22 protein-coding genes are annotated in these 20,365 nt (G+C 69.2%); 11 read left to right on the forward strand and 11 right to left on the reverse strand.

Annotated features, from left to right (window positions below; genetic code table 11):
- Window positions 1–1,028 (reverse strand): hypothetical protein (locus ABZ860_RS00005; protein WP_357214679.1); only part of this gene is annotated, 1,028 nt, incomplete at its 3' end.
- Window positions 1,029–1,537: 509 nt separating this feature from the next.
- On the reverse strand, window positions 1,538–2,530 hold the full coding sequence (locus ABZ860_RS00010; RefSeq protein WP_357212731.1) for a PaaX family transcriptional regulator C-terminal domain-containing protein: 993 nt from the start codon (window positions 2,528–2,530) through the stop codon (window positions 1,538–1,540).
- Between the two features lie 96 nt (window positions 2,531–2,626).
- Here ABZ860_RS00010 and ABZ860_RS00015 point away from each other — a divergent pair, with 96 nt between their 5' ends.
- From ABZ860_RS00015 to ABZ860_RS00030, 4 genes are all read left to right on the forward strand, one after another.
- Window positions 2,627–3,100: a hypothetical protein gene (locus ABZ860_RS00015; protein WP_357212734.1), complete on the forward strand. Its 474-nt coding sequence runs from the start codon at window positions 2,627–2,629 to the stop codon at window positions 3,098–3,100.
- A 504-nt stretch (window positions 3,101–3,604) separates the two neighbouring features.
- Window positions 3,605–4,882: an extracellular solute-binding protein gene (locus ABZ860_RS00020; RefSeq protein WP_357212736.1), complete on the forward strand. Its 1,278-nt coding sequence runs from the start codon at window positions 3,605–3,607 to the stop codon at window positions 4,880–4,882.
- A 79-nt stretch (window positions 4,883–4,961) separates the two neighbouring features.
- Window positions 4,962–5,918: a sugar ABC transporter permease gene (locus ABZ860_RS00025; RefSeq protein WP_357212739.1), complete on the forward strand. Its 957-nt coding sequence runs from the start codon at window positions 4,962–4,964 to the stop codon at window positions 5,916–5,918.
- 9 nt (window positions 5,919–5,927) lie between these two features.
- Complete coding sequence (locus tag ABZ860_RS00030; protein WP_357212742.1) at window positions 5,928–6,770, forward strand: carbohydrate ABC transporter permease; 843 nt, start codon at window positions 5,928–5,930, stop codon at window positions 6,768–6,770.
- A gap of 267 nt (window positions 6,771–7,037) precedes the next feature.
- Here ABZ860_RS00030 and ABZ860_RS00035 read toward each other — a convergent pair whose 3' ends face one another.
- On the reverse strand, window positions 7,038–7,520 hold the full coding sequence (locus ABZ860_RS00035) for a YcxB family protein (protein ID WP_357212745.1): 483 nt from the start codon (window positions 7,518–7,520) through the stop codon (window positions 7,038–7,040).
- Window positions 7,521–7,890: 370 nt separating this feature from the next.
- Here ABZ860_RS00035 and ABZ860_RS00040 point away from each other — a divergent pair, with 370 nt between their 5' ends.
- The gene (locus ABZ860_RS00040) at window positions 7,891–8,691 is read left to right on the forward strand and encodes an aminotransferase class IV family protein (protein WP_357212747.1); all 801 of its coding nucleotides are present in this window, start codon (window positions 7,891–7,893) and stop codon (window positions 8,689–8,691) included.
- Window positions 8,692–8,788: 97 nt separating this feature from the next.
- On the opposite strand, the gene ABZ860_RS00045 is transcribed toward ABZ860_RS00040, so the two are convergent.
- Window positions 8,789–9,700 carry a MerR family transcriptional regulator gene (locus ABZ860_RS00045; protein WP_357212750.1) on the reverse strand — a complete coding sequence of 304 codons (912 nt, stop codon included), beginning with the start codon at window positions 9,698–9,700 and terminating at the stop codon, window positions 8,789–8,791.
- A 62-nt stretch (window positions 9,701–9,762) separates the two neighbouring features.
- Window positions 9,763–10,317: a DinB family protein gene (locus ABZ860_RS00050; protein WP_357212753.1), complete on the reverse strand. Its 555-nt coding sequence runs from the start codon at window positions 10,315–10,317 to the stop codon at window positions 9,763–9,765.
- A 96-nt stretch (window positions 10,318–10,413) separates the two neighbouring features.
- Here ABZ860_RS00050 and ABZ860_RS00055 point away from each other — a divergent pair, with 96 nt between their 5' ends.
- Window positions 10,414–11,367, forward strand: coding sequence for a YafY family protein (locus ABZ860_RS00055; protein WP_357212756.1), 954 nt, complete (start codon window positions 10,414–10,416; stop codon window positions 11,365–11,367).
- Window positions 11,368–11,403: 36 nt separating this feature from the next.
- Here the strand turns inward: ABZ860_RS00055 and ABZ860_RS00060 are convergent, their stop codons facing one another.
- Window positions 11,404–12,522, reverse strand: a complete 1,119-nt coding sequence (locus ABZ860_RS00060) for a hypothetical protein (RefSeq protein ID WP_357212759.1) — start codon at window positions 12,520–12,522, stop codon at window positions 11,404–11,406.
- A 115-nt stretch (window positions 12,523–12,637) separates the two neighbouring features.
- Window positions 12,638–14,908, reverse strand: a complete 2,271-nt coding sequence (locus ABZ860_RS00065) for an LLM class flavin-dependent oxidoreductase (protein WP_357212760.1) — start codon at window positions 14,906–14,908, stop codon at window positions 12,638–12,640.
- Window positions 14,909–15,065: 157 nt separating this feature from the next.
- Between ABZ860_RS00065 and ABZ860_RS00070 the strand changes: the two genes are divergently transcribed.
- Window positions 15,066–15,527 carry a MarR family winged helix-turn-helix transcriptional regulator gene (locus tag ABZ860_RS00070; RefSeq protein WP_357212762.1) on the forward strand — a complete coding sequence of 154 codons (462 nt, stop codon included), beginning with the start codon at window positions 15,066–15,068 and terminating at the stop codon, window positions 15,525–15,527.
- Between the two features lie 34 nt (window positions 15,528–15,561).
- Here ABZ860_RS00070 and ABZ860_RS00075 read toward each other — a convergent pair whose 3' ends face one another.
- Window positions 15,562–16,014 carry a MarR family transcriptional regulator gene (locus ABZ860_RS00075; protein WP_357212764.1) on the reverse strand — a complete coding sequence of 151 codons (453 nt, stop codon included), beginning with the start codon at window positions 16,012–16,014 and terminating at the stop codon, window positions 15,562–15,564.
- Window positions 16,015–16,106: 92 nt separating this feature from the next.
- On the opposite strand from ABZ860_RS00075, the gene ABZ860_RS00080 reads away from it, so the two are divergent.
- Together ABZ860_RS00080 and ABZ860_RS00085 are read left to right on the forward strand one after the other, a co-directional pair.
- The gene (locus ABZ860_RS00080) at window positions 16,107–16,586 is read left to right on the forward strand and encodes an SgcJ/EcaC family oxidoreductase (protein ID WP_357212766.1); all 480 of its coding nucleotides are present in this window, start codon (window positions 16,107–16,109) and stop codon (window positions 16,584–16,586) included.
- Between the two features lie 44 nt (window positions 16,587–16,630).
- Window positions 16,631–17,257: an NAD(P)H-binding protein gene (locus ABZ860_RS00085; RefSeq protein ID WP_357212768.1), complete on the forward strand. Its 627-nt coding sequence runs from the start codon at window positions 16,631–16,633 to the stop codon at window positions 17,255–17,257.
- Window positions 17,258–17,286: 29 nt separating this feature from the next.
- Here ABZ860_RS00085 and ABZ860_RS00090 read toward each other — a convergent pair whose 3' ends face one another.
- Complete coding sequence (locus ABZ860_RS00090; protein WP_357212770.1) at window positions 17,287–17,748, reverse strand: Lrp/AsnC family transcriptional regulator; 462 nt, start codon at window positions 17,746–17,748, stop codon at window positions 17,287–17,289.
- A gap of 93 nt (window positions 17,749–17,841) precedes the next feature.
- Here ABZ860_RS00090 and ABZ860_RS00095 point away from each other — a divergent pair, with 93 nt between their 5' ends.
- Together ABZ860_RS00095 and ABZ860_RS00100 are read left to right on the forward strand one after the other, a co-directional pair.
- Window positions 17,842–18,690, forward strand: coding sequence for a TIGR03619 family F420-dependent LLM class oxidoreductase (locus ABZ860_RS00095; RefSeq protein ID WP_357212773.1), 849 nt, complete (start codon window positions 17,842–17,844; stop codon window positions 18,688–18,690).
- Window positions 18,687–19,115, forward strand: a complete 429-nt coding sequence (locus ABZ860_RS00100) for a nucleoside deaminase (RefSeq protein WP_357212776.1) — start codon at window positions 18,687–18,689, stop codon at window positions 19,113–19,115. The genes ABZ860_RS00095 and ABZ860_RS00100 overlap by 4 nt, the downstream gene beginning before the upstream one ends.
- A gap of 9 nt (window positions 19,116–19,124) precedes the next feature.
- On the opposite strand, the gene ABZ860_RS00105 is transcribed toward ABZ860_RS00100, so the two are convergent.
- Together ABZ860_RS00105 and ABZ860_RS00110 are read right to left on the reverse strand one after the other, a co-directional pair.
- Entirely contained in the window at window positions 19,125–19,673 is a 549-nt protein-coding gene (locus tag ABZ860_RS00105) for a dihydrofolate reductase family protein (RefSeq protein WP_357212778.1), read from the reverse strand.
- A gap of 119 nt (window positions 19,674–19,792) precedes the next feature.
- On the reverse strand, window positions 19,793–20,332 hold the full coding sequence (locus ABZ860_RS00110; protein ID WP_357212781.1) for an NUDIX hydrolase: 540 nt from the start codon (window positions 20,330–20,332) through the stop codon (window positions 19,793–19,795).
- Window positions 20,333–20,365: the final 33 nt, after the last annotated feature.

Genomic DNA, 20,365 nt, shown 5'->3' on the forward strand with positions numbered 1-20,365 from the left:
TCCCACAGCTGCACCTGGGTGCCGTCCGTGGTGCTCGCGCCGGGCACGTCCAGGCAGCGGCCGGAGGCCACCCCCTTGATCGGCCCGCTACCGCCACCGGCGGTCGGAGTCACGGTGGGGCTGGGGGACGAGGTCGGTGACGCGGTGGGCGACGGGGAGGGGTTGCTGTCGCCGAGCGTGAGGTTCTTCTGCTGGACCTGCCACTGGGTGTTGCACAGGCCACAGTTGGGGCCGACGAAGTTGGTGCCGGCCGTCGTGTCGCCCTTCAGCCGCCACTTGAGGTACAGCACCGCCACGCGGCCGAACTCGCCGCCGTTGGTCTGGGTGTAGGTGCCACCGTGTCCGACGTTCAGGTTGCCCATGAACGCGGGCAGCCCCGCCGGCAACTTGCCCCAGTCGTCGAGGGCGTTCGGGTAGGCGATGTCACTGGGCCCGCCGATGAAGTAGGCGATCGGCTTCGTCAGCCGGCGGAGCTGGTAGTCGTCGGAGTCGTTCAGCAATCCGCTGCTGAAGATGGTGGTCGTGGTGATACGCGAGTCGTTGGAGACGGCGTAGGCCTCCAGCCCCCCACAGGACCAGCCTCCTACAGCGATCTTGCTGGTGTCGATCCTGCCGTTGTATTTGCTGCCCTGGCGGCTGTTCTCCGCGATTGCCCAGTCGATGGACTGGGTGAGCATCTGGGACGTCGTCGATCCGGAACCGTTCGGGCTGCCGCTGGCGATGACCAGAAACCCGTGCGAGGCGATCTCGCGGAGGAAGGGCAACTGCCCCGTCCCGTTGGCGGAGCATCCTCCGTTGCCCCATACGAAAATGGGGAGTTTCTCGGACGGGAGGGTTTCGGGCCGGTAGATGGTGTGATTGGGCAGGCTGGTGGAGGTCTCGTAATCAGCCGGGTAAGGGCCCGAGCCGCCGACCGCCGCGGCGGCCGGCGTCGTGGTCAGCCCCACTACTGCGGCGCAGACCGGGGCGACCGCGGCCACCAGTAATGCGCTGATGATCGAGCGTTTTCTCATTTCGCCCTCCGGCATTGTCACGACGGCGCTCCGCGCCGGATGTGGCATACACGGCGCACGCCGACGGAGTCCGACAACGGAACGACAACTCCCACCGCGGTCAGGCTGGTCGGCGCCGACCGAATCTGGAAATCGATATGGCGAACAATCGACTGCAAGTTCCGCCCATGTCAGGCGAAACGAGCCGATGAGAGCAGCGTGCAGTTACTATCACTGCGGTAATACAAAGTGTCAAGCAATAGAACTCGGCCAGTCGAGTGGTACGCGCACGGACCGGTGACGCCCCTGGCTCATCCGGATCCGGGCGTGGGCAGGCCGACCATAGGGACGGTCGCCACCGGTCCCTGCCCGGCGCCGGGAGGGCGGATCGGTGCCGACGATTTCGACGCAGGTCACGATGCCTGGCAGGCCTGACGCTCCGGTGGGATCTCGCGGGCGGCGGCCCAGCCGAGAAGCCGCGCACCGCAGCGGGCACGAAACGCCCCCCGGCGGCCGGGCGGTCGTTCGAGTGCGTGAAAGTTTCTTCAGCCGTCCCCGCCGACCGGGGCCGCAACGGGGTTCTCCGATGCCTGGAAGTGGGTGATCCAGGACGCGGCGTCCGGCCAGTACGGCGTCGCGACCTGGATGAGCCGCGCCTCGGCGAGCGAGCCCAGAGCGGAATGGATCTCCAGCATGAGGTCCCTGGCAGCCTGGCGGGGCCACGGCGCGGGCAGGAGGTGCTCAGGGAGGTTCGGGTCGATGTCCGGGAACTTCCGCCAGGAGTCCATGACGGAGGTCCGGGCCACCAGCGCCCGGGTCGCGTCGATCTCCCCGTTGCGGACGGCCGCCCGCAGGTCCGAGTACTGAGCGATGAAAGCCTCGTAGGCTGAGGCGAGGCCGGCCAGATCGTAGGCGGCGGCCGGGCCGTGCGGGCCGGCTTCCTCGGCGAACCGCGTGTGCATCACCGACCATCGAGCGCCGTCGACGCCGTCCAGGATGTCACGCAGCGCCTGAGTCACCGGACCGGAGTCGGATCCAGGCCGGATCCACACGCTGTCGTACAGTCGCGCGAAACCCAGCGCACCCAGAGCCTTGCGGACCGCGTGCCGTGGGGCCTGGCCGGACTGTGCCTGATTGGACTGTGCCTGACCGGACTGTGCCTGTCTGGACTGGGGGATCGAGAAGGAGACCGTCACCCAGTCGCCGGTCCATGGCCGCGGGCGTGCGCCGAAGCTCAGGAAATGATCCATCCGGACGCGATGCCTGGCGATCGCCTGAGGCGTGAGGTGGTAGACGGGCGGCCGTCCGGACCCCCGTACGGCGATCAGTCCTCGCTTCGTCAGCCGGGACAGCGCGGCCCGCGCGCTGGGCTCGCTGATGCCGAACTCCCTGAGCATCGCGACCACCGCCATCGAGGGAAGGCCCGCGTCGGCGGAGTCGAGGTACTCACCGAGCAAGGTCGTCAGCAGGTGCTGCGGGTTGGGGCCGACCTGCGCCCGTGGGGCTCCGACATCGTCCGGAGGTAGATGGACACTCACGTCATCAGCTTGCCGCAGGACAACGCCCTTGCCGTACGACTCCGGGCCTGAGCTGTCATCCTGCTCGGCAGTGTGTGCTCATCCCGCTCTGAGGAGTTGCTCAAAGGCTCCCCGTGCCAGCGCGGACACGAAGCCAGCCTTCGCGTCCTCGCCGGTGGCACCGGCTACCTGGGCGAGGACCCGGGTCTCGCGTCCCTGCACGACGCCGCCGTGCTTGTCATGATGTGGAGCGTCCTGAACGCCTTTCTCCACGGGGTGGCGCTCCTCACCAAGGCAGGCATACCGGCGAAGGCCGCCGCTGCGGTCATCCAAGGCGGACTCGCAACCACAGCCGGCTGGCTTGCCGGCTACGCCGAGCAGATCGACCAGGGTGCCCACCCAGGCGATGACTCCACTATCGCCACCCACCTCGCCGCGATGGACCACCTCATCGAGGAGTCCGCGGCCAGTGGCATCAGCACAGAGCTGCCGGCGTTCATCAAGGCCATCGCCCAACGCGCGGTCGACGCGGGGCACGGCGCGAAGGGCTATACCGCGCTCATCGAGCTGTTCTTGTCGGACCGGTCGTGACTCGAGCACGGTTCGACCCGCGCGAGCTGCTCGCGAGAAGCGACCTGGGCGTGTTGGCGACGACCAGGCGAACGGCCGGCCGCAGCTGTGACCCGTCACGCCCTTCTACGACAGGGCGCGATCTGCCGGGCAGGCCGCTTCCGTCGTCTCGGTGGAGGGGCGCGGTGTACTCCCGAAACATAAAACCGTCGGACCGATTGTTTCAGACACATCACCGAGAAAATATTGACGCTCAGGTCAGCGGAGGCCTAGTGTCCTGGAGCAATGATCGACGTGACAGCCCGAAACTTTCACACTCAAGAGTGATGTCAGAAGGCTCTGTAGGCGAAACACCAGGTCGGCACGGCGGTGCTGAACTGTCCGGCACGCGCGATCCGGAGCCTGAAGCGGCACGGCACCGTCGCCGTCCTGCACACGTCGGAGGTGCGCGGCGAGCGCAGCGCATTCTCCCGATGCCGGGCCGCACATCAGATCCCTGACCACAGCAAGCGAAAAGAGGTCGCCGTGAAGTTACGCAACGTTTCAGCGGTCGTGTTCGCCGCTACCGCGGCCCTCAGCATGGCGGCGTGCTCAGGCTCGTCGTCCGGGACTTCCTCCGGCGGGTCCGACGGCAAGTCGTTCGAGTTCTGGTCGTTCACCGGGATCAACGCGAAGGGGTCCGCCGAGGAGTACAAGAAGATAAAGCCGGACGTGCAGATCAAGCTGACCGAGGTGGGGAACGCACAGGAGACGGCGCAGGCCCTCACCACCGCGCTCGCCGGCGGCAAGGTGCCCGACCTGGTGCTGATCCAGGGCGACGACTTGCCCAAGTTCGTCCAGCAGCCGCAGAACTTCGTCGACCTGCGCACGATGGGCGCCGACAAGATCAAGGGCGACTACCTCGACTGGGTGATCAGCCAGTCCACGACCAAGGACGGCGCGATCATCGGCATCCCGACCGACGTCGGCGGCATGGCCATCGCCTACCGGACCGACCTGTTCAAGGAGGCCGGGCTGCCGACGGACCGCGAGGAGGTGAGCAAGCTCTGGCCCACCTGGGACGCCTTCATCGAGACCGGCAAGAAGTACAAGGCGGCCACCGGCAAGGCGTTCATCGACAACGCCGGCGGGAGCATCTACTCGCAGGTTGTCAACCAGGGGCAGGAGAAGTACTACGACCCCGCTGGCAATCCGGTGTACGACCGGAGTCCTCAGGTCAAGATCGCCTTCGACCAGGCGCTCAAGGCCGTGGCCGCCGGGATCACCGCCAAGCAGAGCACGTTCACCGACGGCTGGAGCGCCGCGATGAAGAGGGGGGACTTCGCCGTCGTGGCGGCACCGGTCTGGTTGCTCGGCTCCATCCGCGACAACGCCCCCGACACCAAGGGCAAGTGGGACATCGCCACGATCCCCGGCGGCTCGGGCAACTGGGGCGGCAGCTTCCTCGCCATCCCCAAGGGCGCCAAGAACCCGAAGGCCGCCTGGGACTACATCGCTGCCACGCAGTCGCCGCAGGGCCAGCTTGATCACTTCTCTCAGGCCAGGTCACTGCCCTCGACCCCGTCGGTCTACAAGGACCCGAAGCTCACCTCGGTCAAGGACCCGTTCTTCTCCGGCGCGCCCATCGGCACGATCTACACCAACTCGCTGCTCGGCCTGAAGCCCTTCCTCATCGGGCCGGACAGCACCACGATCGGCACGGAGTTCACCAACGCCATCCAGAACGTCGAGCAGGGCAAGGGTGATCCCGCGAAGGCATGGGACGCGGCCGTGACGAACATCAAGAACGCGATCGGCGGCTAGAGCGGCCCCCTGCCACGAGCGCTGCCGGCGCCCGGCGTCCCGGACGCCCGGCACCGGCGGCGGGAAAGTGATCACACCCGTGACGACGAGCATCAGCCTCACCAAGGAGGCCGCGCCTCCGCCGGCGCCGGTGGAGACCAGGCGGGGCCGCCTCACCGAGTTCGTGGCTCCCTACGCCTACATCACTCCGTTCTTCGCGCTCTTCGCGATTTTCGGCCTCATCCCGCTGCTGTTCACCTTCTACGTGGCGTTGTTCGACTGGAACCCGATCGGCGAGCACGTGTTCGTCGGCCTCGACAACTTCGCCCGGCTGTTCCAGGACGTGCGGTTCTGGAACGCGGCGCGCAACACCGTCAGCATCTGGGTGCTGTCGACCGTGCCGCAGTTGCTGGTGGCGCTCGTGCTGGCGCACCTGCTCAACCACGTCCGGCTGCGCTTCGCGGTCTTCTTCCGCATGTCGATGCTCGTGCCGTACATCACCTCGGTGGCCGCCACCGCGATCGTGTTCGCCCAGATGTTCGACCGCGACTACGGGCTGCTGAACTGGCTGCTCGGCCTGGTGGGCATCGGGCCCATCGACTTCATCCAGTCGGTGACGGGCAGCCACGTGCTGATCGCCGTGATGATCACCTGGCGGTGGTTCGGCTACACGGCGCTGCTCTACCTCGCGTCCCTGCAAGCCGTCCCCCGGACGATCTACGAGGCGGCCGCCGTGGACGGCGCCGGCAGTGTGCGGCAGCTCATACACATCTCCATCCCCGCGTTGCGGCCGGTCATCGTGTTCACCATCGTGACGTCGACCATCTACGGACTGCAGACCTTCACCGAGCCCCTGCTCATCTCCCGGAGCGCGCCGAGCACCTGCGGGCCGATCCGCCAGTGCCAGACGCTGACCCTCTTCCTCTTCGAGCAGGGCTTCACCCAGTTCAAGTTCGGTTACGCCGCGGCCATCGGCGTGGCGCTGTTCGTCATGGTCGTCGCGTTCGCCGGGATGAATTACCTGCTGTCCACCCGGATCCGCCCGGAGAAGGCATGAGGAGCGATCATGAGTAGGACGAGATCGCGGTCCGGCGACCGCCTCCGATGGTGGGTCTACGCTCTGCTAGCCCTGGCCGTGTTCGCCTGTGTGTTCCCCCTGTACTGGATGTTCGTCGTCGCCACGACCGACACCGCGACGGCCACGAACCTGCCCCCCGAGATCGTGCCCGGCGGCAACTTCTTCCACCTCGCGGGCCTGGTGTTCTCGACCGTGCCGTTCGTCCGGTCGATCGTCAACAGTCTGATCGTGGCCGGAACGATCGGCGTAGGCCAGGCGATACTGTGCGCGCTGGCCGGTTTCGCGTTCGCCAAACTGCGCTTCCGGGGACGCGATCCGCTGTTCCTGCTCGTCGTCCTCACGATGACCGTGCCGACCCAGCTCGCCATCGTCCCGCAGTACATGATCATCTCCTCACTGGGCTGGGTGGACACGCTCCAGGCGCTGATCGTTCCAGGCCTGGCCAACGCGTTCGGGATCTTCTGGATGCGCCAGCACATGGCCAACGCCATCAGCGACGAGATCCTCCAGGCGGCCCGCATCGACGGGGCGACCACCTGGCAGATCTTCTGGCGCATCGCGTTCCCGCTGGTGCGTCCCGCCGCGTTCGTGCTCGGCCTGCTCGGGTTCGTCTATGCATGGAACGACTTCCTGTGGCCGTTCGTGGTGCTGAAGTCGCCGGAGATGTACACCGTCCAGATAGCCATCAAGGCTCTGCAGAACAGCTTCAGCATCGACCTGGGGCTCGCCATGTCCGGTTCCTTCCTCGCCACTCTCCCGTTGATCGTCCTGTTCGTCTTCGTCGGGCGGCGCATGGTGGCCGGGATCATGGACGGCGCCTTCAAGGGCTGAGGCCGCCGCTCACGGGGCCCCGGCTGTCACAAACGGGGTGGTCGTGACCATGTTCGCGCCGCCGGGTACCCCGGTTCTGACCATGGTCAGCGCCGAGGAGCTGGCCGAACGACGACACCTACGGGTTACCCGGGCATGATGACCATCAGTATTCAGGGTCTCTCTTTCCGCCCGGACCGAAATCGGCCCTCGCGTGCCCTATTCGCTCGGGTTCACTTGGCGATACATACGCATCAGAAGGTCAGGCCGTGGATGGTGACCCGTTGATCAGGCAACCCCCGCGTTCTGCCGAGAGGCGAGAAAGTTGTCGAACTCGGCCTGCTGCTCACTGGTGAAGGCACGCCTGGGGAGGAAACCTGTGAACTGCCTGTTCACGAAGAACAGCCAGAACTCGGTGCCGGTCGTGATCCGTCCGAACAACGCCCACCGCATCGCGGTCGTGGACTGTTCGGTTCGGCACTCGTACCCGTCGTCGCTCACCCGGATCGTGGTCGGCACGCAGAGGTGGGCGAGCTGCCGCCTGCCGGTCCGCCGGATCGACCAGGTCAACACGAGCGGGAAGACGACCGCTCCGACGAGCATGCCGATGCCCGGATATGTGCCGCCGACCAGGATGCAGACAAGCCCCGACAGGATGAGGACCGGCGGCAACGCCAGATAGACGACCTTGAGTTGCTGCCTGAGGCCCTGTCCGAGGGCTCGCGCCATCTCATCGGGAGTGGGTTCGTACCTGACCGTGAAGTCCACCATGCCGCCTTCGTCTATGTGGTGACACATCATTCAGGGGTCTGCGTGGACCCGCAACGCCGCATCCACACGGAGCCGCTCCGGCTGTCTTACGACTGTGCGGCCGCTCGAAAGGCGCGCGGGGTCGCGCTCGGTGACTGCCGGGTGCTCATGCAGGAAAGGGCCGGGACCAATGCCCTTCTGTTGCGGCGCCGGACAGCAGGATAACGAAATCGGTGATCCGAGCCGGGCGTGTGGCGGTCGGTCGTGGTCCAGGGTTGGGTGGGTGCGACCCGACCACCCGTTCGTCGATCTGAGGTCCTGGCGTCGCCCTCGGCGGACATTCCGTACGGTTGTCCGCAGTTCGATTCATCTCGCACCGCTGGAGCGATGTATGTCCTCTTATGTTGCTCAACTGAACGGCCGCGCGGCGAGCGCCGAGGAGTTGGCGCCGCTCGCCTTCGCGGGCTACGCCCACTTCACCGCCATGCAAGTGCGTGGCGGCCGGGTCCGGGGTCTCGACCTCCATCTGGAGCGGCTGCGATCCGCCTCCTTGGAGCTGTTCGGCCGGGCGTTGCCCGACGAGCGAGTGCGGGCCTGTCTGCGGGCGGCGCTACAGGCCGGTCCAGCCGACCTTTCGCTGACAGCCACGATGTATCCCTCACCGGGCGGCACGGTGGTGGAGGCTGATGTGGAGCCCGAGTTGCTCGTGCGTACCGGACCGGCCGCGTCCGGACCGCAGGGCCCGCTCACGCTGGCGGTGGTCGAGCACGAACGGGTCCTCCCGGCGATGAAGCATGTCGGCGAGGTGGCCAAGACATATTTCGCGCGACAGGCCGTCCGGCAGGGCTTCGACGACGCCGCCTTCGTCGACCGCCGGGGCCGGCTCAGCGAGGGGTCGATCTGGAACCTGGCCTTCTGGGACGGCGCCGCGGTGGTATGGCCTGAGGCCGAGATGCTGAGCGGCGTCACGATGGGTATCGTCCGCCGGCAACTGGATCGCCTCGGTGTGCCCCAACGCGTACAGGAGATCACGCTCGCGGACCTGCCGGCTCTGGCGGGGGCTGTGGTGATGAACTCATGGACCCCGGGAGTGCCGGTGCACCGGATCGGCTCTGTGTCCTTGCCCGAAGCGTCATCATTCGTGCAGTTGTTGCATCAGGCCTACCAGGCCGAACCGCTCACCTCGCTGTAGCGGCAGGCCCGGCCGTGTCCCGGACCGGCCTTCGGGTACGGCCGGCCCACCTCGGCCTCGCCGCCCCCGTGCGATCCGCTGGACGGGGGCGGACGGCTCAGCCGTGGGCGCGGAGGGCGGCGATCAGCCAGGTGAAAGCGGGCATGGCCGACGGAGCGGGCTCACGGCCGTTGAGCACGGCTGTCAGCTGCCAGTAGCGCTCCACCCGGGCGTCTGCGACGGTCTCAAGCCAGCGACGCAGTTCGTCGCGTTCATCGGCCGGCATGCCGGGCTTGATGATCTGGTCGAGAATCGACCGGCCCTCGGCCGAGTCCGGTGCGATCGACTCGGCTGTCGCCCGGTCGGCGTGTCGCAGGGCCAGTGACCGGAGCTCATAGCCGTAGCGCGACGCCGCGGATGAGGCACCGGCCAGGGCGATCCGCCGGAGCCGTTGCCGGAAGTCCTCGTCGGTGACCAGGTCGGTCAACTCGATCCAGGCGTCCACCTGGCCTGGTGCCGGGTCGTCCGGGAGCTCGTCGGGCAGCTCCCGCATCCACGTCGCGACCACCTCGGCGTCGTCGTCCAGCGCGATCCCCGAGAACGTGTTCTCGATGAACTCGTCGATGACCTGCTGTCGTTGGGCGGCGGACAGATGGGCGAGCTTGTGCGTCATCGTCGTCTCCTCGGTTGTGCCGCCGCGCTTGGCGATCGTGCGGAGCACGGCGCGGCGAAGCTTCAGAGCCTTGATCTCCGCGTCCAGCGCTTGGGCGTGCACTTCGGCCACCTCGGCCACCGTTGCTTGTCGCGCCAGGATCCTCCGGACGGCCTCCAGCCCGATGCCGAGTTCGCGCAGGGCCCGGACCAGGTCGAATCGGGCCACGGCGGCGGCGTCATAGAGGCGGTACCCGCCGGCCGAGCGGTCGGTGGGTGCAATCAGGCCGCTGTCGGACCAGAAGCGGATGGTGTGCACCGAAAGACCGGTACGCCGAGCGATCTGGCCCACGGTGTACAGCTCTGTTCCGTCAGTCACACGACGAGCCTGCACCTTCGAGCAACTCGAGACTCAAGACGGTTCAGCCCCAGGGGGCTCGGTCAGCCCATGCTCTTGGCGCCGTCCAGGGACTCGCGGATGATGTCGGCGTGGCCGGCGTGCTGCGCGGTCTCGGCGACGATGTGCATCAGCACCCGGCGGGCCGACCACCGCGCGCCCGCCTCGAACCACGGGGCCTTCGGCAGCGGCAGGGTCGCGTCGAGGTCGGGCAGGGTGGCCACCAGTTCGTCCGTACGGCGGGCCACCTCGGCGTAGTCGGCCAGCACACCGGCGAGCGTGTCGCCGGGCAGCATCCGGAACTGGTCGGCCCACGCGGTCCAGTCGGCCTCGGTCATGGTCGTGGCGTCGCCCATCGCCGACGGGCCGTTCAGGATGAAGTCCGCCCAGTTCCGCTCGACCAGCGTGACGTGTTTGATCAGGCCGCCCAGGCACAGCTCACTGGCCGTGGTCCGCTGCCCGGCCTGCTCGTCGGTGAGGTCCCGGGTGGTGAGGCGCAGGAAGTGCCGGCTCTGGGCCAGCATCGCCAGCAGGTCGGCGCGCTCGCCGCTGAGGGCCGGGGCGTCGGCGAAATCGCGAGTGATCTGCTCGTTGGTCACAGTTGCCGCCTTCCGTTGTTCCGCTCGTCGGTCAGGGACCACGTTAGGAGCCATAGCGGTCACTTCTTGACCTGAATCGACGGGACAATCGCAGACATGGCGAACACCAGCACGCGGACGCTGCGGCTGCTCTCCCTGCTCCAGACCCACCGCTACTGGCAGGGCACCGAACTGGCCGAACGGTTGGGAGTCTCCGTACGCACTCTGCGCCGGGACATCGACCGGCTGCGTGAGCTGGGTTATCCCGTCGAGGCGCAGCGCGGCGTCGACGGCGGCTACCAGCTCGCCGCGGGCGCCGCGCTGCCGCCGCTGGTCATCGACGACGAGGAAGCGGTCGCACTGGCGGTGGGGCTGCAGACCGCCGCTCAGGGGGCGGTGGAGGGCATCGCCGAGTCATCGGTGCGGGTGCTGGCCAAGGTGGTGCAGGTGATGCCGGCCCGGCTGCGGCACCGGGTCGAGGCCCTGCGCACGATGACCGTACCCGCCGAGTGGGGCGGCCCGGCCGGGGCGAGCATCGATCCGGACGTGCTCACCACGGTCGCGCTGGCCTGCCGAGACAGTGAACGGCTTCGGTTCACGTATCAGGCGGCCGACGGCAGGCAGACCGACCGGCACGTCGAACCGCATCGGCTGGTCTGTCTCAGCCGCCGCTGGTATCTGGTCGCGTACGACCTCACCCGGCACGACTGGCGGAGCTTCCGGGCCGACCGGCTCATCGAGCCGGAGGGCACCGGCACCCGTTTCCTTCCCCGGGAACTGCCCGCCGCCGACGCCGCCGCGTTCGTCCGTGCCGGCCTGGGCAACCTGCCCCGCCCGTACCGCATGGAGGCGCTCGTCGACCTCCCGGCCGCCGTCGCGCGCCAACGGGTCGGCCGGTGGTGCACCGTCGAGGAGGTCGACGCCGAGCAGTGCCGGGTCCGGATGACCACCAGCTCCCTGGATTGGGCGACCATGGCACTGGGTGTGGTGGGCGCCGGCTTCCGCGTCATCGGCCCGCCCGAACTTCTCGACCGGATCCACGACTGGGGAGCTCGATTCCAGCGCGCCTGAGCCCGGTCGTCGGCGTGACAAGGCGGGACACCCCGTCTACCACTCACGAACCGCGTCCACGCCTGCGGTGAGAGCGTCTCTGGCTGATCTGAGTAGTACGCCAAGAGCCGCCTCGGCGTCGCCCACCATCGCGTCGAGGGCAGCGAAGAGTTCCTCACGTTCCACGGTCTCGATGAACAGTGTCTTGCTATTGAGGAGGTTGAAGCCCCTGCCGTACTCGCGGCCGATCTCGTACAGGCGGGCCGGCTGGTTTTCCTGAGAGCGATCCGATAGCGCTGTCATAAGTTCCGCGCGGGTCTTCTTGTACTGCGCGACGGCCTTCGTGAAGCAGGTTCCGCTGATGTGCGCGCGGCCACCCCAGTCGCGCAACGGGTTATCCCGGTTTTCCGCCACCCACTCAGGTGCGCGAGCAGCGGTGATGTCGACGAAGGTGCCGTACGGGATCTGCGGGCGCCATTTCGACCGCATCGCCCCGGCGTATTCGCGCGGAATGCTGTGCAGACACAACGTCTCCAGCCCCGGAACGCACTCGGGTAGCAGCGCATCGGAGGCGTTCATTCCGAAGAGGCCGGTGATCCGCAGCCGCCGAAGCGACGCCAGCCGGTTGAGACCCGATGCATGGAGAAGCAGGCCGAGGTCGCCGGACAGAGAGAGCGTCGCCAGATCGGGAAAGCGCTCGGCGAGCCGGTCGCAGTCGAGTGACTCGACCTCGGTGACATGCAGGTGACGAATGTCCCGGCGAGGGTCGCCCGGTTCGCTTGTCATCCGGCCGACGTCCGCGCCGGTGATGCTCATCTCATGCGGGTCCGACCAAGGGGCGCGCTCGCCTCTGTCCCAGCGTCTCTGGATGGCGAGCTGTTCGCCGAGCCGCCACCCCGTGGAGTAAATCGGCGAGGGCTTGGTGCACAACAGCGGCAACGAGCCGATGACTGTGTAACTGCGGGGAAGAACCCACTCGTAATTGCAATGGGAAAGGCACCCGTTCCAACTGTGATGGGTCAGCACCAGGGCCGACACCTCGCCGAGGTCCGCCACCGAAGAGGGCTCCGGGCCCGACCAGTTCAGCTCGAGCACTCCCGCCGCTTCCCACTCAGGATTGAGATCGGTGATCTGTGCGACCGTCCACGCATCAAGGACGTCGGAGAACGCAGCCACGACGTCCCCTGGTGCGATCGGCCGTGGGGGCGAGCCCGGCTTCCGGCCAGCCATGCCTGAAGGGTAGTCGGCAGGCGGATCACCCGCATACGCGGGCGATCCGCCCATGCGACACTCAGTCGTCCGCCGGTTGGATGGGGAAGTTCGCGCGGAACACGTTGTCCGGGTCGTAGGCGCGCTTGACCTGCCGCAGCCGGGCGAGGTTGGCCTCGCCGAACGCGTCGAGCAGCCGTTCCGGCCGGATGTCGGTGTCGAAGGACAGGTAGAGGCCGTCGGTGTACGGCGCGACCTCGGCGTCCCACGCGGCATTCAGGGCCGGCTGCGCGGCGCCCATGGCGGTGAGCACGAAGTTCTGGTGCCGGTGCGGATACGCGGTCGCGTCGGGAGCCAGGTCGTGCGCGGCCCCGCCGGTGGCGCGTATCTGCAGGAAGTAGGACAGCCCGGAGTGCGCCATCCGCTCGAAGGCGCGGCTCACGTCGCCGTCGAGATGGGTGACCAGGCCGGAGCGTACGGCCGGGTTCCCGCCGCCGGTGTGGTGCCGTTCGGCCGGCTGCACCACCTCCGAATAGGGCAGCACGTATCCCTGGTGTCCCAGCAGCGGCCCTGCCTCGGCGAGTTTCTCGAGCTCGCTCACCGCGGCCTCGGTGTCCGCGCCGGCGTACACGGTCATGAGCTGGGCCACCGCGTCCTGGCCGCGGCGCGCCGGGGAGAGGATGAGGAAGCTCGTCAGCTCACGCGGGGCCTTCTCCACCGCGGCCCCCCACCGTTCGAGGAGCCCGGCCGTGTCACGGGCGTCCAACGCCATCTGGGAGAAGACGACGTCGCCGAGTTCCATCGCCTCGATCTCGACCCAGGTGACCACGCCGAGGTTGCCCCCGGCGCCGCGCAGGCCCCAGAACAGGTCGGGGTTCTCCTCCCGCGAGGCGTGCAGCACCCGCCCGTCGGCGGTCACGACCTCCGCGGCGACGACGTGGTCGATCGTCAGGCCGAACGTGCGCCCGAGCAGGCCGATGCCGCCCGTCGTCGCGAGGCCGCCCACGCCCACGCCGCCGAAGTCGCCTGAGCTGATCGCCCATCCGTACGGCACCAGGGTCTTGGCGACCGCGCCCCACGTCGCGCCCGCGCCCAGCCGCACCCGGCGTGTGGCCGGATCCACGACCTCGACGGTGTCGAGCGCGCCGACGTCGAGCACGATGCCGCCGTCGTTGGTGGAACGGCCGCTGATCCCGTGCCCGCCGGAGCGCACGCCGAGCGGGACGTCCTGGGACCGGGCGTACGCGAGCCCCTCGACGACCTGGCCGACGGTCCGGGGGCGCAGCACCAGGCCGGGGGACCCGGCGCGCAGGTAGTTGTGCCGCACGGACTCGTAGGCGCGGTCGCCGGGCTCGACGGCGTCGGCCGCGAGGCTCGCCGGGACCTTGTCGTAGTCGATGCCGTCGCGGCGCAGCGCGATCGCGGCGGCTCCGCGGCGGGCGGCCGCGGGGACGGTGCCGGTGGTGGCCCGCTCGCGCGCCACCGCGTCCCGTACGGCGGGGGCGATCTCCTCGCCGTACACCTGGATGAGTCGCGGGTCGTCCGAACCCAGGATGAACGTGCCGATGCCGTCCTCCAGCGCGAGGGCGGTCAGCTCCTCGACCCACTGCTCGACCGGCCCCTGCAGAAAGCCCTCACGGGCCTCGGCGAGTGCGCCACTGATGTTCAGCAGGCGGCGCACCTGCGCCGGGTCGCGGCCGGCCTCCTCGGCGGACTCGTCGATGATCGTGTTGCCGCGCCGCAGGTCGCCGTCCTTGAGGTAGGCGAGAGAGGGCAGCCAGCCGTCGGCCTCGCGCGCCACCAGGCGCAGCATCCGGGGCTTGTAGGCGCCGAGCCAGATCGGGATGTCGTGCGCGGGGGCCGGGCCGCGCTTGGCCCCGGCCACGCGGTGGTGTTCGCCGTCGACGCGGAGGATGCGGCGCTCGCGTACGTCCCAGATGCCGCGGATGATCTCGATGGCCTCCTCAAGCGCGGTCACGGACTCGGCCGGCGTCAGGCGGGTGCCGCCCATCGACTCGATGGCGTCCCAGAAGCCGCCCGCGCCGATGCCGAGCGCGAACCGGCCGCCGGAGAGCAGGTCGAGCGACGCCGCGGCGCGGGCCAGCACGGCCGGCGGGCGCAGCGGCAGGTTCAGCACGTTGCCTGAGACCGTGATCCGCTCGGTGCGTGCGGCCACCCAGGACAGCAACGTCCAGGTGTCCAGGAACCCCGGCTGGTAGGGGTGGTCCTGGAACGTCACGAGATCCAACCCGGCGGCCTCGGAGACCTGGGCGAGCCGGACCGGCCCCTGCGGGTCGTGGTTCTGCGGGGTGAGGAACGCGCCGAAGGCCAGTTCGTGGCCGTAGTCCGTCATGCCAGCCTCTTCCAGAAACTAATCTGTCAAACAGATGATATGTGGCACAACTTATCGAAGTGTCATCCTATTCCGGGCTAGAGTGGACGGTGTGACCGCCCGCGAACCAGCCGACTCCCCGACGCCGTCAGCGCAGGGTTCGTCAGCGCACGGTTCCGTGCTCGGGTGGTCCCTCACCGTGCTGCTGCGGGAGTGGAGCGCACGCGTCGAGGACGCCTCGCGCGACCTGCCGCACGGCGTGCGCGGCTACCAGGTGCTTTCCGCGGTCGTGCACGACGCCCCGCCCACGCAGGCCGCGCTCGCCGCCCGCCTCGGCATCGATCGCACGGTCATGACCTACCTGCTCGACAAGTTCGAAGGGTGCGGCCTTCTGGAGCGCAAGCAGGACCCGGCCGACCGCCGGGCGCGGCGCATCGTGCCGACCGACCACGGGCGGCGGGTCCTCGCCGAGGTGGACGCGAGTGTCGCGCGGGCCGAGGACGCGCTGCTCTCCACCCTCCCGCCCGAGGATCGGCGTGTCCTCCTGGCGCTGCTGGAGCACGCCGCCGCCGGGGCGGCTCCCGGCGAGGACCGCTGCGCCGCCGTCGCGAGATCGGCCGGGCTGACGCAGGAGGCATGACCCGGCCCGGCACGTCCCGGCCGGTCGAGGTCCGTCAATCGGTGCGCTTGTCGTGGAGCTCCGCCGTGGCCTCCACGTACGCGTCGGCGGCGCGGGCGAAGTAGTCGAAGAGGACGGCCTGCTGCTCGGGCGAGTAGCCCTGGACGATGGCGCCGATCTTCTTTCGGGCCGGGGCCAGAGCCTCGTCGAGGCCGCCGGGGCTCGCGACGAGTTCGACGATGACCTTGCGACGGTCGTCCGGGTCGGGCGCCCGGCGCACGTAGCCCGCCTGCTCCAGCCGGTCGATGAGTCTCGTCGTGGGCCCGGTGGTCAGGCCCGTGCGCCGGCCCAGCTCGCCGGGGGTCATCGCGCCGCCCAGCCCCAGGATGTTCAGCGCGTACAGGTCGGTCGCGCCCAGGCCGACCGCCTTGGCGCCGGCGTGACCGTGCAGCATCACGGCGCTGAGGTAGCGCCGGTACACCGCTCCCGGGTTGTCCGGTGTTGACACGTGCCGACCCCTTCCCTAATCTCTTCTTCAGAGAAGAGAAATCTTTCAAGAAGCAAATGCTTCAAAGAAGCTATCACGAGAGGGCATATGCCATGGACGCCTCCACCACCCCCACCACCCCCGCCTCCACCGCCGACGTCGCCGCTGTCACCGCCGTCCTGGATCGCCTCACCACCGCCTGGAACGCGGGGAACGGTGCCGCCTACGGCGCGGAGTTCACCGCCGACGCCACCTACATCACCTACGTCGGCACGCTCTACGTGGGCGGCACCGAGATCGGCACCGCCCACCAGGCCCTGTTCGAAAGCTTCCTCAAGGGCACCCGGCTCGCCTGCGAGATCGTCGGCATCCGCTTCGCCGGCCCGGACACCGCCCTGGTCGTCACCCGCGGCGACGTCCACAAGGGCAGGCCCGGCAAGCTCGGCAAGATCCAGACCTACACGCTGGTGCGCCAGGCGGACGGCGACTGGAAGGTGGCCGCCTTCCAGAACACCAAGCACAAGGCCCTCATGGAGGCCATCTCCTTCAAGGCCCAGCCCGCCACCAAGCCCGCCACCAAGCCCGCGGCCTGACCACCATCGAAGCCCGCCGAAGCCCGCCGCACCGGAGGACCCCCATGACCCGACTCGCCGTCGTCGGCGCCGGCGGCCGCACCGGCCGCCTCGTCGTGGAGCGCGCCCTGGCGGCCGGTCACCACGTGACCGCCGTCGCCCGCCGCCCCGAGAACCTCGACCTCGACCACCCGCGCCTCGTCCGCCGCGCCGCCGACGTGCTCGATCCCGGCGCGCTCCGTGACGCCCTCGCCGGACTACGCGTCGTGGTCTCCGCGCTCGGCTCCACCGGGCGCGGGCCCACCACCGTCTACTCGGCGGGGACGGCCGCGATCGTCGCGGCGCTGCCGCCGGACGCCCGGCTCGTGGTGATCTCGTCCGCCGGTCTCGCGGTCCCGGCCGACGCCGGGCCGGGCGCCCGGCTGCTCGGCCGTGTCCTGCATCGGCTGATGCGGCATACGTACGCCGACATGGCCCGGATGGAAGAACTGCTCGCCGCCGGCGGCCTCAGATGGACGGCGGTGCGGCCGACCGGGCTGACCGACCGGCCGGGGACGGGCCGCCCGCGCGTCTCGATCGGCGCGACAGGGCGCGTCGGCAACCGGACCTCCCGCGCCGATCTGGCCGCCTTCGTGGTGGACCGTCTCGACGACCCACTGACCTTCGGCCGTCCCGTCGCGGTCTCGTCCTGAGCGCCGCCGGTCGTGGCTCGGGGCCTCGCCTACCCGTTCGACGGCACGGGGGCGTGCGGCCCGCGGAAGGGGAGCGTCTCGCTGTAGACGATGTTGGTGGTGGTGCTGCCGAACCGGGCGAGCTCGTCCACCACCTTCTCCAGGTGGGCCATAGAGGTCGCGGTGATCTTGAGCGTGTAACAGTCGTCGCCGGTGGTGCGCAGGCACTCCAGGATCTCCGTACGCTCGCCGAGCAGCCGGTGCAGCGGCTCGTGCCGGCTGCCCGGATACTTCAGCCGCACCACGGCGAGCACGGCGTATCCGACCTTTCCCAGGTCGACCACCGCGCGGTAGCCGCTGATGACGCCGGCCGCCTCCAGGCGCCGCACCCGCTCGGTCGTCGCGGAGGCGCTGAGGCTCACCCGCCGGGCCAGCTCGGTGAGCGGCACGCGGCCGTCGCGCTGCAGCTCGGCCAGGATGGACCAGTCCGTCGTGTCAAGACTCTCGGCCATCGGCCGAATATACCGGGGAATCCACGGCCTGACCGCGTGTAAGCAGGGACTTCTTTCTTCCCGGCGGCCTGATCGCCTGAATACTCTGGTCCGGTGAAACTAGGCGTCAACGTCCCGAACTTCGGGCCGGGCACCCGTCCGGACGTGCTGCGCGGCTGGGCCGAGACGGTGGAGGGGCTCGGGTTCGACCTGCTCATGGTCTCCGACCACGTCGTGGTGACCCCCGACGTGGCCGAGCAGTATCCCGCGCCGTTCTACGAGCCCTTCACCACGCTGTCCTGGCTCGCCGGGATCACCACGAGGATCAGACTGGGCACCACCGTGCTGATCGTGCCCTATCGGCACCCGCTGCTGACCGCCCGGATGGCGGCCAACCTCCAGGAGCTGAGCGGGGGACGGCTGGTCCTCGGCGTGGGCGTGGGCTGGGCCCGGCAGGAGTTCGAGGCGCTGGGCGTGCCGTACGAGCGGCGAGGGGCGCTGACCGACGAGCACCTGCGGGCGATACGCCGGGCCTGGCAGGACGAGGAGGACTACCGGGCCGGGCACGTGCCGATCTGGGTCGGCGGCGGCAGCGACACCGCTCTCCGCAGGGCGGTGCTCCTGGGCGACGCGTGGCATCCCCTGCGCTTCACCCTCCCGTGGCTGGGCGAGCGGGTGGACAAACTGGCCGCCGTCGCGGAGAGCCTGGGGCGGCCCGCACCCGTGCTCGCCCCACGCATCCTGCTGCGGCTCACCGGCGCCCCGGTGACGGGCGAGGGACGCCGGGCCGGCGAGGGCACCCTCGACCAGGTGATGGACGACCTGGAACGGCTGCGCCTCCTGGGCGCCGAGACCGTCCTGCTCGACCCCTTCGGGGGAGACCCCGATGAGACGAACCATCCGGAGGCGGCGTGGCACATGCTCGAGACGGTGGCCGCCGCGTACACGAAGGAGCATTCATGACACCCGACGACGAGAAGTTCCTCCGCAGGGCGATCGAGCTGGCCGCCGAGGCCCGGGCGGGCGGCAACCCGCCGTTCGGCTCCCTGCTGGTGGGCCCGGACGGCGACGTGCTCGCCGAGGAGCGCAACACCTCGCTCACCGAGGCCGACATCACCGCTCATCCCGAGCTGAAGCTGGCGCGCTGGGCCGCCCGCGAGCTCGACCCGGCCGCCGCGGCCGGCACCACCATGTACACGAGCTGCCAGCCGTGCGGCATGTGCACGGGCGCCATCGAGCGCTCCGGACTCGGCCGCGTCGTCTTCGCGCTCTCCGGCGACCAGCTCGGCACGCTCAAGCCGCCGGCGGCCGGCCCGTCGTCCTTCCGGCAGGAGGGGCCGGCGCTCTTCGACGAGGCGCGGGTGCCCGTCGAGGGCTACTACCTCTGACGCGCGCCGTCAGCCGGCGTCCGGGACGTAGCTCAGGTTGAGCACACCGGTCTTGAACGTCTCGGACTTCACCAGCTTCAGCTTGTGCGTCGGGGTGTCCTCGAACAGCCGCTGCCCGCGGCCGACGACGATCGGGTGGACGAGCAGGTTCAGCTCGTCGAGCAGCCCGTTGGCGAGAAGCCACCGCACGGTCGTCGCGCTGCCGGACATCTGGAGGTCGCCGCCCTGGGTCCGCTCCTTGAGCTCGCGCAGCCTGGCCGCGACGTCACCGTTGACGACGGTGGTGTTGTTCCAGTCCGCCTTCTCCAAGGTGCCCGACACGACGTACTTGGGGGCGTTGTTGAAGGCCTCGGCGATCTCGGGGTCCTGGTCCGTCGTCGTCCAGTAGGCGGACCACTCCTCGTACAGCTTGCGGCCCATCAGCATCCCGGCCGAGTTCTGCATGCCCGCCTGGACCACGGCGCCCATCTCGTCGTTCCAGTAGGGGAAGTGCCACTGGTCGGGCGACTCGACGACGCCGTCGAGCGAGATGAAGAAGTTCGCGACGATCCTGGCCATGTGCTCCGCTCCTTGTGTCGTATGACGGTGGCTGCGAAATGAGAGGTTAGGCCGTGACGCCCGCGCGGGTCTTGTACGGAAACGACACGGCCGTACGGCCGGTCGGATCGACGAGGGGGTCACGCTCGGCGGAGCCGCCAGAGCAGGTAGGCGGCGACGGACGACGAGTCGCTGACGGAGCCGTCGAGGATCATCCGTTCGAACTCGGTGCGGTGCACCCACCGCTGGCGCATGTCCTGCTCGGTGTGCTCGCGGTGGGGGTCGCCTCCGGTGAGACCGGTGGCCACGTAGACGTGCAGCCCCTGGCCGGTCATCCCGTGGGCGTTGTCCATGCGCCCGAGATAACGCAGCGCGGCGGCCCGGAGCCCGGTCTCCTCGACCAGCTCGCGCCGGGCCTCGTCCTCACGGGTGTCCGCCTCGGCCGACCCCTGGGGGAAACTCCATGAGCGGCGGCCGATCGGGTAGCGGTACTCCTCCACGATGTGGAAGCCGTCGTCCTCTTCCGGCACGATCAGCACGAAGTCGGGCTTGACCACGTATCCGTACAGGCCGGGAGAGCCGTCCGGGTGCTCGATCGCGTCCTCTCGGACCGTCATCCACGGGTTGCTGTAGACGATCCGGGAGGAGACCTGCCGGATCACGGGCTGCGCTTCGGTCACGTGGCCGGATACTACCCACGCTCCGGCCGCGCG

Origin of the sequence: Microbispora sp. NPDC046973 (assembly GCF_040644495.1) — a bacterium.
Classification (GTDB): Bacteria; Actinomycetota; Actinomycetes; order Streptosporangiales; family Streptosporangiaceae; genus Microbispora.

What these genes read in the sequence shown, in the direction of transcription:
- ABZ860_RS00030 (WP_357212742.1), top strand. Translation starts at nt 5,928, where the DNA reads ATGAGTAGGACGAGATCGCGGTCCGGCGACCGCCTCCGATGGTGGGTC.
- ABZ860_RS00035 (WP_357212745.1), bottom strand. Translation starts at nt 7,520, where the DNA reads ATGGTGGACTTCACGGTCAGGTACGAACCCACTCCCGATGAGATGGCG.
- ABZ860_RS00040 (WP_357212747.1), top strand. Translation starts at nt 7,891, where the DNA reads ATGTCCTCTTATGTTGCTCAACTGAACGGCCGCGCGGCGAGCGCCGAG.
- ABZ860_RS00055 (WP_357212756.1), top strand. Translation starts at nt 10,414, where the DNA reads ATGGCGAACACCAGCACGCGGACGCTGCGGCTGCTCTCCCTGCTCCAG.
- ABZ860_RS00065 (WP_357212760.1), bottom strand. Translation starts at nt 14,908, where the DNA reads ATGACGGACTACGGCCACGAACTGGCCTTCGGCGCGTTCCTCACCCCG.
- ABZ860_RS00080 (WP_357212766.1), top strand. Translation starts at nt 16,107, where the DNA reads ATGGACGCCTCCACCACCCCCACCACCCCCGCCTCCACCGCCGACGTC.
- ABZ860_RS00085 (WP_357212768.1), top strand. Translation starts at nt 16,631, where the DNA reads ATGACCCGACTCGCCGTCGTCGGCGCCGGCGGCCGCACCGGCCGCCTC.
- ABZ860_RS00090 (WP_357212770.1), bottom strand. Translation starts at nt 17,748, where the DNA reads ATGGCCGAGAGTCTTGACACGACGGACTGGTCCATCCTGGCCGAGCTG.
- ABZ860_RS00100 (WP_357212776.1), top strand. Translation starts at nt 18,687, where the DNA reads ATGACACCCGACGACGAGAAGTTCCTCCGCAGGGCGATCGAGCTGGCC.
- ABZ860_RS00105 (WP_357212778.1), bottom strand. Translation starts at nt 19,673, where the DNA reads ATGGCCAGGATCGTCGCGAACTTCTTCATCTCGCTCGACGGCGTCGTC.